Origin of the sequence: Jatrophihabitans sp. (assembly GCF_046262535.1) — a bacterium.
GTDB lineage: Bacteria > Actinomycetota > Actinomycetes > Mycobacteriales > Jatrophihabitantaceae > Jatrophihabitans.
Map to the genome: position 1 here is coordinate 1 of NZ_JBHEMO010000058.1, position 14,911 is coordinate 14,911.

Here is a 14,911-nt window from a genome sequence, read left to right on the forward strand (position 1 = left end):
CGCGTCGCCGTCACCGGTCACGACCCAGACCGACAGGTCGGGACGTGAGGTCGACAGGCCGGTGGCAATCGCCGGCGCGCGTCCGTGGATCGAGTGCATGCCGAACGTGTTCATGTAGTCCGGGAACCGGCTGGAGCAGCCGATCCCGCTGATGAAGACGATGTTCTCGCGGGGCACCCCGAGCTCGGGCATGAAGCCCTGGACGGCGGCCAGGATCGCGTAGTCACCGCAGCCGGGGCACCAGCGAACCTCCTGGTCGGTCTTGAAGTCCTTGGCCTTGAGCCCTAAGTCAGTCATGGGTGATTACTCCTTGCAGCATCTCCGCGAGCTCGTCGGCCTTGAACGGCAGGCCGCGCACCTGGGTGACGCTGATGGCGTCGTTGAGGTACTTCGCGCGGATGAGTTGGGCCAGCTGGCCGAGGTTCATCTCGGGGATGACGACCTTGTCGTAGCGCTTGAGGATGTCGCCGAGATCGTTCGGGAAGGGGTTCAGGTGCCGCAGGTGGGCCTGCGCGATCGAGCCGCCGGCCGCGCGCACATGCCGGCAGGCCGCGCCGATCGGGCCGTAGGTCGAGCCCCAGCCGAGGACGAGCACCCGCGCGTCGCCGTCGGGATCGTCAACCTCCATGGGCGGCAGCGAGCGGGCGATCCCGTCGACCTTCGCCTGCCGCGTCCGCGTCATGAAGTCGTGGTTGTCGGGGTCGTAGCTGATGTTGCCGGTGCGGTCGGCCTTCTCGATGCCGCCGATCCGGTGCTCCAGCCCGGCCGTCCCCGGCACCGCCCACGGGCGCGCCAGCGTCTCGGGGTCGCGCAGGTACGGCAGGTACGTCCCCTCTTCGGGACCCTCGCCGTTCGGCTCGGTCGCGAACTCGACCGACAGGTCGGGCAGCTCGTCGACCGACGGCACCTGCCACGGCTCCGACCCGTTGGCCAGGTAGCCGTCCGACAGCAGGAACACCGGCGTGCGGTAGGTCAGCGCGATGCGGGCGGCCTCGACCGCGGCGGCGAAGCAGTCGCCGGGGGAGCGCGGCGCGACGATCGGCACCGGCGCCTCGCCGTTGCGTCCGTACATCGCCTGCAGCAGGTCGGACTGCTCGGTCTTGGTCGGCAGCCCGGTCGACGGGCCGCCGCGCTGGATGTCGCAGATGATCAGCGGCAGCTCGAGCGACACCGCCAGCCCGATCGTTTCGCCCTTGAGCGCGATGCCGGGTCCGGACGACGTGGTGACCGCCAGGGAGCCGCCGAAGGCCGCACCGAGGGCGGCGCCGATGCCGGCGATCTCGTCCTCGGCCTGGAACGTCCGGATGCCGAACCGCTTGTGCTTGGACAGCTCGTGCAGGATGTCCGACGCCGGCGTGATCGGGTACGCGCCCAGGAACAGCGGCAGGCCCGAGCGCTGCCCGGCCGCGATCAGCCCGTAGGCCAGAGCCAGGTTGCCGCTGATGTTGCGGTACGTGCCGGCCGGCACCGTCGCCGGCTTCACCTCGTAAGAGACACCGAACGCCTCGGTGGTCTCGCCGAAGTTCCAGCCCGCCTTGAAGGCGGTGATGTTGGCCTCGGCGATCTCGGGCTTGTTGGCGAACTTGGTCCGGACGAAGTCGATCGTCCCCTCGGTCGGACGTGAGTACATCCACGACAGCAGGCCAAGGGCGAACATGTTCTTGCTGCGGCCGGCGTCCTTGCGCGAGAGCTCGGTGCCCTCCAGTGCGTCCAGCGTGAGCTGCGTGAGATCGACGGCGTGGACGTTGTAGCCCTCGAGCGAGCCGTCCTCGAGCGGGTTGCTCGACCAGCCGACGCGAGCCAGCGCCCGGGTCGTGAAGTCGTGGGTGTCGACGATGAGCGTCGCGCCCTTGGGGACGTCGCCCAGGTTCGCCTTCAGCGCGGCGGGGTTCATGGCCACGAGGACGTCCGGTCGGTCGCCGGCGGTGAGGATGTCGTGGTCGGCGAAGTGCAGCTGGAAGCTGCTGACCCCGGCCAGCGTCCCCTGCGGCGCCCGGATCTCGGCCGGGAAGTTCGGGAAGGTCGCGAGGTCGTTGCCGAAGACCGCGGTTTCCTGGGTGAACCGGTCGCCCGTCAGCTGCATCCCGTCGCCGGAGTCGCCGGCAATTCGGATCACGACCTGATCGAGCTGTTGGACGTTCTTGGTCATGCGGGTACGTGCCTCCCGGCATCGAAAATCTGCGGCGCCACGTGCGCCGATAACTGCGCGGGCCGCGACACCGTTCATATTACGTTTATGTATCGCGGTATGTCGGTGGGCTGGCTCACTCGACCCCCCGTTTCGCGGCCGCTCCGAGGGACCACCGTTCGGCCGCTGGTGGGCGATCGGCCCACTTTGTCCTCTGGCCCGATGTCGCCTTGCAGCTTGCTGCCCGTTGCGGCGGGTCCGCACCCGACCGGGGTCGCCTAGCGTTCTGGTTGTCGAATGCGTGAAGCCCGCTCGTGCGAGGGGTAAGACCGGGGAAGAACCCGTGACGATGAGGGGGGCCTTCATGGCGGATCTGGTGCTTCCGGCGTTCGAGATGGACTGCCGCGACTGGATGGTCGTGAGCCCCTCCGAGGCCGGAGTCCCCGACGACGTCGAAGGTGCTCCCGTCCTGGCCGTCCTCAGCACCGTCGTCATCACCCACGACCTGCGCGAGGCGACCGGAGCCCTCACGGTCGGCATGATCGACGCCGGTGAGGAACTGGCCACCCGCGCCGTGGCCCCAGGCGCCGCTGCTCACGAACTGCTCGACGAGGACACCACCCCGGGCACCCGCCGCTACGTCATGCCCGCGCCCGGCAACCACCGTCTCGCGCTGCTGGCGGAGTTCGTGGTGGGCGAGGACGACCTCGAGCTCGACCGGCGCGTCGAGCGGCTGATGGTGTCCTTCCGCTGGCAAGGCGCGTAGGTCAGCCCAGCACGTCCCCACCCTTCGTCCGTGGATCTTGTGCAGACACGCGGGAAATAGCCCGCGAGTCTGCACAAGCTTTAGGACGGACGGTTTTCCACAGCTCGGCGGCGAGCCCGGCGCCGACCCGCGCTCCCGCTCCACCATGCCCCGATGCGCTCTCGGTTCAGCACCACCCTCGTCACCACCGCCCGCGCCCTGTACGCGGACGGCGTGAGCCGCACGCAGCTCGAGACCCAGCTCGCCGCCGGCCGCTGGCGCCGGGCCGGCCTCGCGATCGTGCTGCACAACGGGCCGCTGAGCCCGGACCAGCGCAGGCGGGTGGCCCAGATCCACACCGGTCCGAAAGCAATCTTCACCGCCTTCACCGCGGCCGAGCTGCTCGGCCTGCACGGCTGGACACGCACGAAGGTGCACCTGCTGGCGCCGGCCGGCACCCGGCTCCGGCCCGGCTGCCCAGTGCCGCTGCAACTGCACCTGCACGGGGACCAGCCGATCCGACGAGCCGGTCCGCGCTCGATCGAGGCCCTCCCCGACGCCGTCCTGCGGGCCGCGGGCACCTTCGCCTCCGCCCGTCCGGGCTGCGGGATCCTGGCCGCGTCCGTCCAGCAGAAGAAGGCGACCGTCGGACCTCGCTGCGGCCATTGCCCGCTCGCCGCGGATCCGCCACCGAGCGCAGTTCCGCCTGGCCATCGCGGATATCGCCGGCGGTTCGGAGGCGCTGAGCGAGATCGACTTCGTCCGCCTCTGCCGGCGCAACGGGCTGCCCACGCCCGTGCGCCAGCTCATGCGCCGGGAACGGTCGGGCCGGATCCGCTACCTCGACGCCACCTGGAAGCGGCGGGACGGCCGGCTGGTCGTGGCCGAGGTCGACGGCGCGCTCCACCTGGCGCCGCGGGGCTGGTGGGACGACCAGCTCCGGCAGAACGAGATCGCGCTCACCGACGCCCTGGTGCTGCGTTACCCGTCAATCGTCCTGCGCACCGAGGAAGCGCTGGTCGCGTCGCAACTACGGCGGGCACTGTGGCTCTGACCGGGCCCGTAGGCTGTGGATCTTGTGCAGACACGCGGGAAATAGCCCGCGAGTCTGCACAAGATCGCGACAGAAACGCCGCTCAGGTCACCTCGGTGATCGTGGCCGTCGCCACGTCGAAGACGAAGCCGCGGACGTCCTCGCGGTGCGGGATCCACGCGCAGTTGCGGACGGTCTCGACCGAGCGCCGGGTGTCCTCGTACAGGTCGGTGAACCCGGCCACCCGCCACGGCGGCGCCTCGCCGCTCTCCGCCTCCAGCTCGGCCCGGAACGCGTCGTCGTCGAAGCCGTCCATCCCGCACTGGGTGTGGTGGATGATCACGACCTCGCGCGTGCCGAGCGCCCGCTGGCTCAGCGCGAGCGAACGCAGCACGTCGTCGGTCGGGATCCCTCCGGCGTTGCGGATGAGGTGCGCGTCGCCGATGTCCAGGCCCAGCGCCCCGAACAGGTCCAGGCGCGAGTCCATGCAGGTGATCACGGTCAGGCGCAGCTTGGGCCGCAGGGGCCGCGGCCCCGGAAACGTCTCGGCAAAACGGGCGTTCGCGTGGACGAGGTGATCGATGGCCGACATGCCCGAAAGTCAATCAGACCGGCCGGTGCGGCCTGCGTCACGCCCGCCCGCCAGCCGGAACGGGAACGCAGGACGCGGGTCGGGTCGTTCTTCTGACATGCATGGCGTTCAGAACGGTCTCAAGACCGCCGTCCTGTTCGGTGCGCTCGGGGCACTGCTGGTCGGGGGCGGTGGGCTCATCGCCGGGCGCAGCGGACTGGTCATCGGGCTGCTGATCGCCGTCGGCATCAACGCGTTCAGCTACTTCAACTCCGACAAGCTGGCCCTGCGGGCGATGCAGGCCCGGCCGGTCAGCGAGGTCGAGCAACCGGCCATGTACCGGATAGTTCGCGAGCTCGCCACGAGCGCCCGGCAGCCGATGCCGCGCCTCTACGTGTCGCCGACCGCCGCCCCCAACGCCTTCGCCACCGGCCGCAACCCGCACCACGCCGCGGTCTGCGCCACTGAAGGCATCCTGCAGATGCTGAACGAGCGCGAGCTGCGAGCCGTCCTGGGCCACGAGCTCAGCCACGTCTACAACCGGGACATCCTCATCTCGTCGGTCGCCGGCGCGCTCGCGTCCGGGGTCACCATGATCGCCAACTTCGCGATCTTCTTCGGGGGCGGCGACGACCGCGACCGCAACCCGTTCGCCGAACTGCTGATGCTCTTCCTCGGCCCGCTGGCGGCCGGGCTGATCCAGCTGTCGATCAGCCGGTCGCGGGAGTACCAGGCCGACGAGTCGGGCGCCCAGCTCTCAGCCGACCCGCTGGCGTTGGCGTCCGCGCTGCGCAAGCTGGAAGCCGGGACGGCGGCCCGTCCGCTGATGCAGACGCCGCGGCTGGCGACCACGAGCCACCTGATGATCGCCAACCCGTTCGGCGGCGCGCGGACCCTGTTCTCGACGCACCCGCCGATGGAGCAGCGGATCGCCCGCCTCGAGCAGATGGCGAAGTCGGACCCGCGCTACCTGCGCTGACCCACCGGCGTCCGCACCACCGTCCGCACGGTTGAATACCACGGTGACTGACGCAGCGGACGCAACGGTTGGCCTGCGCTCGGGACTGTGGGTGCCGCCGTTCGACGAACTGGCCGATCCGGTCCTGCTCGCGCACCTGGCCGCGGACGCCGAGGCCGCCGGCTGGCACGGCGTCTTCGTGTGGGACCACCTGCACTGGCGCGCGCCGGTGCGACGGGTACTGGACCCGTGGATCACGCTGGCCGCGATCGCGAGCAGTACCGAGACCGTGCGACTGGGCCCGATGGTCACCCCGCTGCCGCGGCGCCGGCCCGCGAAGCTGGCGCGCGAGACGGCGACCCTCGACCGGCTCAGCGCCGGCCGGCTGATCCTCGGCGTCGGGATAGGTGGGGACGGGTCGGGTCAAGAGCTGTCGAAGACCGGCGAGCAGCTCGATGACCGGCTGCGCGGCGAGATGCTCGACGAGTCGCTGGAGATCCTGACCGCGGCGTGGTCGGGCCGGCCCGTGCACCACCACGGACGGCACTACACGGTCGACGACTTCGAATTCCTACCGACGCCGGCGCAGCCCGCGGGCGTCCCCGTCTGGGTCGGCGCGTTCCCCGGCAAATCGAAGCCGCTGCGCCGGGCGGCCAAGTATCAGGGCTTCTTCCCGGTGAACCTCGAGCATCCCGATCAACTGGCCGAAGCCGTCGCCACGATCGCCGCGCAGCGCACCGATCCGGCGGCGCCGTTCGACGTGGCCGTCGAGCTCGAGCCCGGCGTCGATCCGGCTCCGTACGTGAAGGCCGGCGCGACGTGGTGGCTTACGGCAATCAGCCCATTGACGCTGTCGTTGGACCACGTCCGCGGCGTGCTGCGCGACGGTCCGGCCCGTCTTTGACGGACGCTAGCGGTAGTTGGTGAACTGCAGCGGCACATCGAGGTCGCTGCCCTTGAGCAGCGCGATGACGTCCTGCAGCTGGTCCTTCTTCTTGCCCGACACCCGCACCTGGTCGTCCTGGATGGCCGCCTGCACGCCCTTCGGGCCCTGATCCTTGATCAGCTTGACGATCTCGCGGGCGTGGTCCTTGTTGATGCCCTGCCGCAGCGTCCCGTTGATCACGTAGATCTTGCCGGACGGCTTCGGGTCGTCGGCGTCGAGTGCCTTCATCGAGATCGAGCGCTTGACCAGCTTCTCCTTGAACACGTCGAGGGCGGCCTTGGCCCGCTCTTCGGTGTCGGCCTTGATCGTGATGCCCAGCTCGCCGGACCACTCGACCGTGGCGTTGACGCCGCGGAAGTCGAAGCGCTGCGACAGCTCCTTCGCCGCCTGGTTCAAGGCGTTGTCGACCTCTTGGCGGTCGATCTTGCTCACGATGTCGAAGGACGGATCGGCCATGCTCAGAACCTCCTGCTGGACTCGGCAGACCTCGACCGTAGTGGATGCGGGCATCGGGTAAAGTTTCCAACCGTTGCCGGAGGAATCCGGTGCACGGCGGGTTGCCCGAGTGGTCAAAGGGAGCGGTCTGTAAAACCGCCGGCTCAGCCTACGTTGGTTCAAACCCAACACCCGCCACAGCGCGCCACAGCCTCCGTTTCCCGGGGGCTGTTGCCATCTCGGTCCCCAGCACGGCCTTGGTTCCGCGGACACTGGACCTCGTCACCAGGAAGGGGTCGGTGCGGCCGTGGCAGCAATCCTGACCTGAGCGTTCACCTTGTGGTCAGGTGGTTGCCGCTGTTTGTCGTCCCGGCCAGGTGGACAATCAATTGCTGGCGCACGGCTACAGGACCGTGACGCGCCGCGTCGAGTCGCCGGCGCCGTACTTCAGGGGAGCAGGCTTGCAATCGGTAACGGCCGGGCCGCGTCCGTGCCCGGAGGCGCCGTTGCCCCCCGTCCGCCGGATGTACGACACGCACCGGCTCGTGATCCCGACGCTCTTCCTGCTCGCCAACGCGGTCGCCTTCTATCTACTGCGGCCGGGCGTACCGGATCTATGGGCGGCCCGGGCCCGAGCGTCCGCCGTGGCCCACGGGGTCGGCGTCACCTACTGGTTCAGCTGGTTCGGCGGCACGACGCCGGGCAACTACTCCGTGATCACGCCGTGGCTGTGCGCCCAACTGGGCACAGAGGTGGCGGCGGGGATCGCGGCGGTGCTGATCTGCGCGCTTACCACCTGGCTCGTCCGCGACACCGCACGGCCGACCGTCGCCGCAGGCGTGGCTGCAGCCAGCGTGGCCGTCAATCTCTGGTGCGGACGGGTGCCCTTTCTGGTTGGTGCGGCGTTCGCCGTGGCCGCGCTCGTCTGCCTGCGACAACAGCGCAAGGTGCCCGCCGCCCTGCTGGCCGTGCTCACCGTGCTGGCCTCGCCGGTGTCCGGAGCGTTCCTGGCGCTTGCCGTCTCCGGCCTCCTGCTGACCGCTCGCCTGCGGGCCCACCGCGCAGCCACCATGCTCGTCGTGGGTTGCGCGGGGGCCACGCTCATCGGGCTTGCCGTGCTCTTCGGCAGCCCGGGACCTGAACCGTTTCCGCCATACCTGGTCGGCGAGGTCCTGCTCGTCCTTGGCCTGATGCTGCTCGCCGCCCCGCCCGATCATCTGCGGACGACGCTGGCGGCTGCCGCTGTGGCCGCCCTGCTGTTGTTCGTCATACCGAACGGGATGGGAGCGAACTTCGCTCGCCTGGGGCTGTTCTGCCTGCCGGCGGCCGCCGTCGCCCTCAGCCGGCGCAAATCGTGGATCCTCGCCTCGCTCACTGCGCCGATCCTGGTGCTGGGAGCGCTGTCCTCGGTGTCGGCCGTGCGCAGCGCCAGCCGGCCGGCGTCGGCCGTCGCGTACTACACGCCGCTCGCGGCCGAGCTGGACAAGCTACCGGCACCGGCGAATCACCGGCTCGAGCTCGTCAACGCCGCGCACGCCGCCTACGCGGCGCTGCTCGACCACGCCATGATGGCCCGGGGATGGGAGACCCAGCAGGACAGCGCCCTCAACGCCGTGCTCGAGAAAACGACGCTCGACGCGCGCAGCTACCGGACCTGGATCGACGACAACGCCGTCGGCTACGTCGCGCTCAACATCCCGAGCGCCGACACTCCCGAGGCCAGGGTGATCACGACAGCGAATCCGGGCTTCCTGCGCCGGATCTGGACTTCTCAGCACTGGCAGCTCTACCAAGTGGAGCACCCGGTGCCCATCGTCGCGGCGCCCGCTGCCGTCCAAGCATCGTCCCAGTCGACGCTGACCGTCCGCGTGCCGTGCGCCTGCCAGGTGTCGATCAAGATCCGCTGGTCGAAGTTCCTCGACGTATCTGCTCAGCTGCCCGGCGACACCAAGGACGCGGTCGAAGACGCCTACCGACCGGTTATCGTCCCCGACGAGGGCGGATGGACCGCATTGACGACCAATCGGCCCGGCACCTACGTCCTGGGCTGACCTGCCCGCCTGACAACGCCGCGCTCTACAGCGAGGCTGCTGACACCCCAGATCGTTGGTATGGCCGGCGGTATCGGGGGGCGTCACCGTGGGTGCATGAAGCAATCTCCGAATCCGCCCACGCACCTCGACGTCCGATGAGCGCGCGCATCGACGAGATCGCCGACCGGGTCTTTCGCATCAGCTGCTACGCATCGGAAGGCCCGCCGGGCGGGATCACCTTCAACCAGTTCCTGATCGACGCCGACGAGCCGGCCTTGGTGCACACCGGCATGAACATGCATTTCGACGACGTGGTCGCGCAGGCCGCAACCGTCGTGGACGTGAGCCGGTTGCGCTGGATCACGTCGAACCACGCGTCGCGCCCCGACGAGTTCGGGGCCCTCCCTCGCTGGTTCGCGCGAGCTCCGCACGCCGCCGTCGCCCACGGCACGACCGGCTGCCGGGTCAACCTTCCCGACCTCAGCGATCGCCCGCTGCGGCCGCTCGTCGACGGAGAAGTTCTCGATCTCGGGGGGCGGCGCCTGCAGTGGTGGGCCACGCCGCACGTCCCCGGCCCGTGGGAGGCCGGCATTCTGGTCGAGCAGGTCACGGGCGTCATGTTCTGCGGCGACCTGTTCGCGCAGGCCGGTCGCGCGCCGGCGACATCGTCGGGTGACATCGTCGGGCCGGCCATCGCGCACGACCAACGAGGGCACGGCACGGCCCTGACGCCGACCACGGCTCCGACGCTGCGCCGGCTGGCTGTACTCACGCCTGAGACGCTCGCGCTCATGCATGGTCCGGCATTCGTGGGTGACACCCGACAAGCGCTGGACGACCTGGCGACCTGGTTCGGCGACAGGTTCGAGGACGCCCGGCTCGGTCAGGACGGCGCGTCGGAAGCCAGCAGCGCCCGTTCGGCCAGCCTGATCAGGTGAGTGCGGTAGCGCGTCGTCGTCCAACCCTGGTCGGCCACCAGGTCGTCCCAGACTCGCTGCGAGGTCATCGCCCACAAGAGCTGGCTCGCGGTGTTCAGATCGAGGTCGGGAGCGAGCGCCCGCTCCGCGCGCAGGCGTTTCACGACGGCCCGGCAGCGTTGCAAACGCGCCTGTTCCCGTTCCTGCCAGGCCGCCTCCGCGGCGGTGTCGGAACGGCCCAACACATCGAGCGCCGTGGCGATGCCTTGCAGCTCAGGCTTCAGCTCGGCCTGCACGGAGATGGTGGCCCGCAGAGCCTCGTGCGCGGTGGCCGCGCCGTCGATGCGCTGCTGCCGCTCGGCTGTGCGCGCGGCGCTGTCGGCCTGCCGCCCGACCTCGAGGAGAAGCGCCGTCCTGTCGGCGAAGTGCAGGTAGAGCGCCTGACGTGACACGCCGGCGGCCGCGGCCACCTCGGACATCGATGGTGACGCGCCGGGCCGTTCCTCCAACAGCCGCCGCGCCTCATCGAGGATCCGCGCCCGCGTCCCGACGTTTCTTGACATGCTGTCAAGTTACCACCTATGTTACTTGACAGCATGTCAAGGAGGCACACAGTGGACGTCGTCGAACAACGGCTGACCGAACGCGAGCTCGCCCTCCCGCCCCAGGCGGCATTGCCGAGCGGAGTCACCATCCCGTTCCACTGGATACGGGTGTGGGGAGATCGAGTACACGTCTCCGGCCACGGCGCACTGACGGGCTCCGGCCAGCCGGCCGGCCCGTTCGGCCGGGTACCGGATGCCGTGTCGATCGAGGCCGCGCAGCAGTCCGCGGTTCAGGCCGTCCTCTCCATCCTGTCGAGCCTGCGCCGCACGCTGGGCGGACTAGACCGTCTGGCCTGGCTGTCGCTCACCTGTTTCGTCAGCGCCGAGCCGGGATTTGCGCAGGCCACCCTGATCCCCAATCCGGCCTCCGAGCTGATTGTGGAGCTGTTCGGTCCCGAGCGCGGCGCCCACGCACGGGCGGCGCCCGGAGTGACCGCGCTGCCCTTCGATCTCCCGGTCGTCATCGCGGCCGAGCTCGTGATCACCGACGCGGACACCGGCTGAGCGCCCTGCTCACCGCTCTCGGGTCGCGCGCGTTGATCAACGCCGGTCGGGTCGGTTGCCGGCCTGAAGCCGAGCCAGCAAGGCGGTGCCGTCCGGGGAGCCGAGCCCGGTGCAGGCGTCCCATCCCGGCCGCGCCGAGTACTTGCCGTTCGAGCCCTGCGTGACGTCGCGGAACCCGTCGGCCGCCTTCCCGGCCGACACGCCCTGGTACAGCAGCGGGTTCAGCAGGCCGAAGGGCTCGCCGGTCGCCTGGGCCAACCGGGCGACGAGGGCGGCCCACAGCGGCGCGACCGCGCTGGTGCCGCCGTAGACGGCCGCCGTGCCGTCGACCAGCACCTGGTAGCCAGTGGCTGGATCGGCGACGGCGGCCACGTCGGGCACGCCGCGGCCGGCGGACGGGACACCGGCGCCGGACTGCCAGTCCGGTAGCGGGAAGGCGTCGCTGACCCCGCCGCCGGTGGCGCCGCCGGAGGTGCCGCCGTTCCACACGGTCTCGGCCGAGATCGTTCCGGTGTCCGGATCCGCGTGCAGGTTCGTGCCGCCGCAGGCGAGGACGTGCGGACTGGACGCCGGGAAGTCGGCGTGGGCGCCGCTGGTGGCGCCGTCGGAGCTGCCCGAGTCGCCGGCGGCGGCCGTGACGGTCACCCCGAGCGTTGCCGCGTCGGCGAACGCGTCGTCCATCGCCGTGCGGGCCTGGGCCGTCCATTCGTCCTCGTTCTGCCCCCAGCTGATGCTCATCGCGACCGGCGTCGGCGTCGCGTGCGCTGCCTCGCTGACTGCATCCAGGAAGCCGGCGTCGGTGTTCGGCGCGAAGTAGACGTTGAACTTCGCACCGGGCGCGAGCGCACCCGCGACCTCGATGTCGAGCAGCACTTCGCCGTCGGCACCCTGAGGATCTTGGCCCGGCTCGTTGTTCGCACCGTCCACGCCGATCGCCGTCACCACGGGACTCGGCACGCCGAGGTTGCCGAAGTACGTGTCGAGTTCGGACTGCGCGAAGCCACCGCCCAGCTCGATGATTGCGACGACCTGCCCGGTTCCGTCGGTGTCCGCCGGGAATCGGTAGATCTTGTCGAGCTGTGGCGGCGTGTAGCTCGTGCTCACCGCCGCTGCGGGCGCGGCCCGGAACTGGGCGCGGGCCTGCGGCCGGTCGTCGAGGCCGAGCACCGCGGTCACGATGCCGTCCAGGGCGGCCGGCACGCTCAACCCGCCGCTGCGCTGGCGGTGCCCGACGAGCCGGCCGTCCGGGGACTGGCTCTCGACCCGCGTCAGCTCGGTGCCGAAGACCCGGGAGAGCTGCGCCGCCGAGCCGGACACCCGTACCCGGCGCGAAGGCTCGTCGGCGGCCACGATCGTCAGACCGAGCCCGGACAATGTGTCGGTGACCGCCGCGATGTCGCCCGCCGCCGCGCCGATCTCGCCTTCGGCCCGGCGCCGCAGGACCAGCGTCGCCGTGACAGTCTCCTCGGGGGCCAGCGGCTCCACCGCGGCGGTGAAGGTGGCCGCGGGCGCGCGCTCGCTGCCCGGGAGCGGTCGGAGGTCGAGCGGCTCGTCGCCCTGATTCATGTGATTTGCAGGCATAAGGACGGTTTACCGTTCTCGTGCGGGCCGGACAAGGGGCAGCGCGCCGCCCGGCTCGCCCGGCCTCGTCCTACATTGGCTCAGACCGCACACTGCTCGAGGAGATCCGATGACCCAGGGGCCGCAGGACTGGACGCCGCAGCCGCAGCCGTACGGAGAACCGCAGTACGGACAGCCGGCGTACGGGCAGCAACCGCAGTACGGGCAGCAACCGCAGTACGGCCAGCAGCCGGCGTACGGCCAGGCGCCGTACGGCTACCCGCAACCGGGTTACGGCCCGGCCGGCTACCCGGCCCCGCCCGGCTACCCGGGCTACCCGACGCCCACCGCCGGGCGTCGGGTCTCGGTCGTCTGGACGGGCGCGGTCCTCGCGCTGTCCGGACTCCTCATCGCCATCGGCTCGTTCATGACCTGGATCAACACGAACGTCGGCACGGATTCCGCCATCGCCGGCACCGACGGCGACCGCGACGGCAAGGTCACCGTGGTCTTCGGGCTCATCCTGCTCGTCCTCGGCGTCCTCATCCTCGCCCGCCAGGGACGGCTCTGGGTGAGCATCGTCGGCACGGTGTTGTCGGCGATCACCGTGCTGGTGGCACTCGCCGACATCGGCGACATCAGCGACAAGAACGACACCGCGCAATTGATCGGCCGGCACCTCGACGTGGGCCCCGGCCTCGTCATGATCATGATCGTGTCATTGGCCGCGCTTGCGGCGTCGATCGTGGCGATCTGCGTCCGCCGATCCAGCCGGTGACGTCCCTCGGTGGTCTCCGACGTGAATCGAAACTGACCGAGCGCAGTGCCTCCGTACCTGGAGGTATTGCGTTCGGTTCGTAACTCGGCATAATCAGCAAAGAGTCCAGGCGGCGGTCCCCCCGTATTGTCGCCTGGACTCTTCGATGTCTCGGAGCCTAGGACGGGCGGCGGCGGATCTTGCTGCCGAGCCAGACCAGCGGGTCGTACTTGCGGTCGGCGACGCGTTCCTTAAGGGGGATCAGCGCGTTGTCGGTGATCTTGATGTGCTCCGGGCAGACCTCGGTGCAGCACTTGGTGATGTTGCACATGCCCAGCCCGTGGTCTTCCTGGGCGGAGTGCTGCCGGTCCAGCGCGTCGAGCGGATGCATGTCCAGCTCGGCGATCCGCATGAGGAACCGCGGACCGGAAAAGGCTTCCTTGTTCTCCTCGTGGTCACGGATCACGTGGCAGACGTTCTGGCACAGGAAGCACTCGATGCACTTGCGGAACTCCTGCGAGCGCTCGACGTCCACCTGGGCCATCCGGTACTCGCCGAGCCCGAGGCCGGGTGGCGGCGCGAAGGCCGGCACCTCCTGCGCCTTCTTGTAGTTGTAGGAGACGTCGGTGACGAGGTCCTTCATCACCGGGAAGGTCCGCAGCGGCGTCACGGTGATGACGTCGTCGGGCCCGAAGGTCGACATGCGCGTCATGCACATGAGGCGCGGGCGCCCGTTCACCTCGGCGCTGCACGAGCCGCACTTGCCGGCCTTGCAGTTCCAGCGCACGGCCAGATCGCCGGCCTGGGTGGCCTGCAACCGGTGGATGATGTCGAGGATGACCTCGCCCTCGTTAACCTCGACGGTGTAGTCGACCAGCTCGCCGCCCTCGGCGTCACCGCGCCACACGCGGAAGTGCGCGTCGTAGGTGCCCTTGTCGGTGCTGGCCTTCTCCTTCGCCGTCGCGATGGCCTCGTCCGGGCTGACGCTCGCGTTCTCTTCGACCGTCGTCATCAGACCTGAGCCTCCTCGAGCACGTCGGCGATCTCCTCATCGGTGAAGTACTTCTTCAGCTCGTCCTTCTTGAACAGGGCGAGCAGGTCGGGGCGCATCGGCGGCATCGGCTGCTTGACGACGTCGATGCCGTCGCCGGCCGCGTTCTGCGAGCAGATCAGGTTGACCGTGCGCCACTCGGCCGACATGGCCGGGAAGTCGTCCCGGGTGTGCCCGCCGCGCGACTCCTCGCGGATGAGCGCCGCTCTTGCGACGCACTCGCAGACGGCGATCATGTTGCGCAGGTCCAGCGCCAGATGCCAGCCGGGGTTGAACGCCCGGCCGCCGGTGACGGACACGTCCTTCGCCCGTTCCTTGAGCTTCTCGAGACGCTCGAGGGCGTCCTGCACCTCGTTCGCCTTGCGGATGATCCCGACGAGGTCGTTCATGCACTGCTGCAGTTCCTCGTGGCTCTCGTAGGCCGAGTCCCCCTGTTGCTCGAACGGGGCGAGTGCGGTCTTCGTGCAGTCGGCGATCTGCGCATCGGTGATCGCCGGGTATTGGCCCTTGAGCGCCTTGACGTAGGCCGCGGCGCCCTCGCCGGACCGGCGGCCGAAGACCAGCAGGTCCGACAGCGAGTTGCCACCGAGCCGGTTGGAACCGTGCATGCCGCCGGCCACCTCGCCCGAGGCGAACAGCCCGGGGACGTTCGTGGCGGCCGCGGTGTC

General features: G+C 69.9%; 16 protein-coding genes and 1 tRNA gene. 9 read left to right on the plus strand and 8 right to left on the minus strand.

The window, feature by feature from the left end; translation table 11 throughout:
- Both ABR571_RS08920 and ABR571_RS08925 read right to left on the minus strand, forming a co-directional pair.
- Nucleotides 1–297: thiamine pyrophosphate-dependent enzyme (locus ABR571_RS08920; RefSeq protein WP_409452840.1), on the minus strand; the 297-nt coding region annotated here is incomplete at its 3' end.
- Nucleotides 290–2,149: a 2-oxoacid:acceptor oxidoreductase subunit alpha gene (locus ABR571_RS08925; protein ID WP_409452841.1), complete on the minus strand. Its 1,860-nt coding sequence runs from the start codon at nt 2,147–2,149 to the stop codon at nt 290–292. The genes ABR571_RS08920 and ABR571_RS08925, both read right to left, overlap by 8 nt.
- 322 nt (nt 2,150–2,471) lie before the next feature.
- On the opposite strand from ABR571_RS08925, the gene ABR571_RS08930 reads away from it, so the two are divergent.
- The gene (locus ABR571_RS08930) at nt 2,472–2,894 is read left to right on the plus strand and encodes a hypothetical protein (RefSeq protein WP_409452842.1); all 423 of its coding nucleotides are present in this window, start codon (nt 2,472–2,474) and stop codon (nt 2,892–2,894) included.
- Between the two features lie 775 nt (nt 2,895–3,669).
- A complete protein-coding gene (locus ABR571_RS08935) occupies nt 3,670–3,927 on the plus strand; it encodes a hypothetical protein (protein WP_409452843.1) in 258 nt (85 codons plus the stop codon).
- 82 nt (nt 3,928–4,009) lie between these two features.
- Here ABR571_RS08935 and ABR571_RS08940 read toward each other — a convergent pair whose 3' ends face one another.
- Entirely contained in the window at nt 4,010–4,498 is a 489-nt protein-coding gene (locus ABR571_RS08940; RefSeq protein WP_409452844.1) for a beta-class carbonic anhydrase, read from the minus strand.
- 97 nt (nt 4,499–4,595) lie between these two features.
- Between ABR571_RS08940 and htpX the strand changes: the two genes are divergently transcribed.
- Nucleotides 4,596–5,456, plus strand: a complete 861-nt coding sequence (gene htpX / locus ABR571_RS08945; protein WP_409452845.1) for a zinc metalloprotease HtpX — start codon at nt 4,596–4,598, stop codon at nt 5,454–5,456.
- Nucleotides 5,457–5,499: 43 nt separating this feature from the next.
- On the plus strand, nt 5,500–6,339 hold the full coding sequence (locus tag ABR571_RS08950) for an LLM class flavin-dependent oxidoreductase (RefSeq protein WP_409452846.1): 840 nt from the start codon (nt 5,500–5,502) through the stop codon (nt 6,337–6,339).
- Between the two features lie 6 nt (nt 6,340–6,345).
- On the opposite strand, the gene ABR571_RS08955 is transcribed toward ABR571_RS08950, so the two are convergent.
- Nucleotides 6,346–6,837 carry a YajQ family cyclic di-GMP-binding protein gene (locus ABR571_RS08955; protein WP_409452854.1) on the minus strand — a complete coding sequence of 164 codons (492 nt, stop codon included), beginning with the start codon at nt 6,835–6,837 and terminating at the stop codon, nt 6,346–6,348.
- 95 nt (nt 6,838–6,932) lie between these two features.
- Between ABR571_RS08955 and ABR571_RS08960 the strand changes: the two genes are divergently transcribed.
- The 3 genes from ABR571_RS08960 to ABR571_RS08970 all read left to right on the plus strand — a co-directional run bounded on the left by ABR571_RS08960 (nt 6,933) and on the right by ABR571_RS08970 (nt 9,787).
- Nucleotides 6,933–7,014 (plus strand) — tRNA-Tyr (locus tag ABR571_RS08960).
- A gap of 326 nt (nt 7,015–7,340) precedes the next feature.
- A complete protein-coding gene (locus ABR571_RS08965) occupies nt 7,341–8,867 on the plus strand; it encodes a hypothetical protein (protein ID WP_409452847.1) in 1,527 nt (508 codons plus the stop codon).
- Nucleotides 8,868–9,004: 137 nt separating this feature from the next.
- Nucleotides 9,005–9,787 carry an MBL fold metallo-hydrolase gene (locus ABR571_RS08970; protein ID WP_409452848.1) on the plus strand — a complete coding sequence of 261 codons (783 nt, stop codon included), beginning with the start codon at nt 9,005–9,007 and terminating at the stop codon, nt 9,785–9,787.
- Here the strand turns inward: ABR571_RS08970 and ABR571_RS08975 are convergent.
- Nucleotides 9,733–10,329 carry a TetR/AcrR family transcriptional regulator gene (locus tag ABR571_RS08975; RefSeq protein WP_409452849.1) on the minus strand — a complete coding sequence of 199 codons (597 nt, stop codon included), beginning with the start codon at nt 10,327–10,329 and terminating at the stop codon, nt 9,733–9,735. The two genes, ABR571_RS08970 and ABR571_RS08975, sit on opposite strands and share 55 nt — an antisense overlap.
- A 51-nt stretch (nt 10,330–10,380) precedes the next feature.
- Between ABR571_RS08975 and ABR571_RS08980 the strand changes: the two genes are divergently transcribed.
- Complete coding sequence (locus ABR571_RS08980; protein ID WP_409452850.1) at nt 10,381–10,875, plus strand: RidA family protein; 495 nt, start codon at nt 10,381–10,383, stop codon at nt 10,873–10,875.
- Nucleotides 10,876–10,911: 36 nt separating this feature from the next.
- Here ABR571_RS08980 and ABR571_RS08985 read toward each other — a convergent pair whose 3' ends face one another.
- Nucleotides 10,912–12,441 carry a protease pro-enzyme activation domain-containing protein gene (locus ABR571_RS08985; protein WP_409452855.1) on the minus strand — a complete coding sequence of 510 codons (1,530 nt, stop codon included), beginning with the start codon at nt 12,439–12,441 and terminating at the stop codon, nt 10,912–10,914.
- Nucleotides 12,442–12,565: 124 nt separating this feature from the next.
- Here ABR571_RS08985 and ABR571_RS08990 point away from each other — a divergent pair, with 124 nt between their 5' ends.
- Nucleotides 12,566–13,213: a hypothetical protein gene (locus ABR571_RS08990; protein ID WP_409452851.1), complete on the plus strand. Its 648-nt coding sequence runs from the start codon at nt 12,566–12,568 to the stop codon at nt 13,211–13,213.
- A 157-nt stretch (nt 13,214–13,370) separates the two neighbouring features.
- On the opposite strand, the gene ABR571_RS08995 is transcribed toward ABR571_RS08990, so the two are convergent.
- Together ABR571_RS08995 and ABR571_RS09000 are read right to left on the minus strand one after the other, a co-directional pair.
- Nucleotides 13,371–14,204, minus strand: a complete 834-nt coding sequence (locus ABR571_RS08995; RefSeq protein WP_409452852.1) for a succinate dehydrogenase/fumarate reductase iron-sulfur subunit — start codon at nt 14,202–14,204, stop codon at nt 13,371–13,373.
- Nucleotides 14,204–14,911: FAD-binding protein (locus ABR571_RS09000; RefSeq protein WP_409452853.1), on the minus strand; the 708-nt coding region annotated here is incomplete at its 5' end. The genes ABR571_RS08995 and ABR571_RS09000, both read right to left, overlap by 1 nt.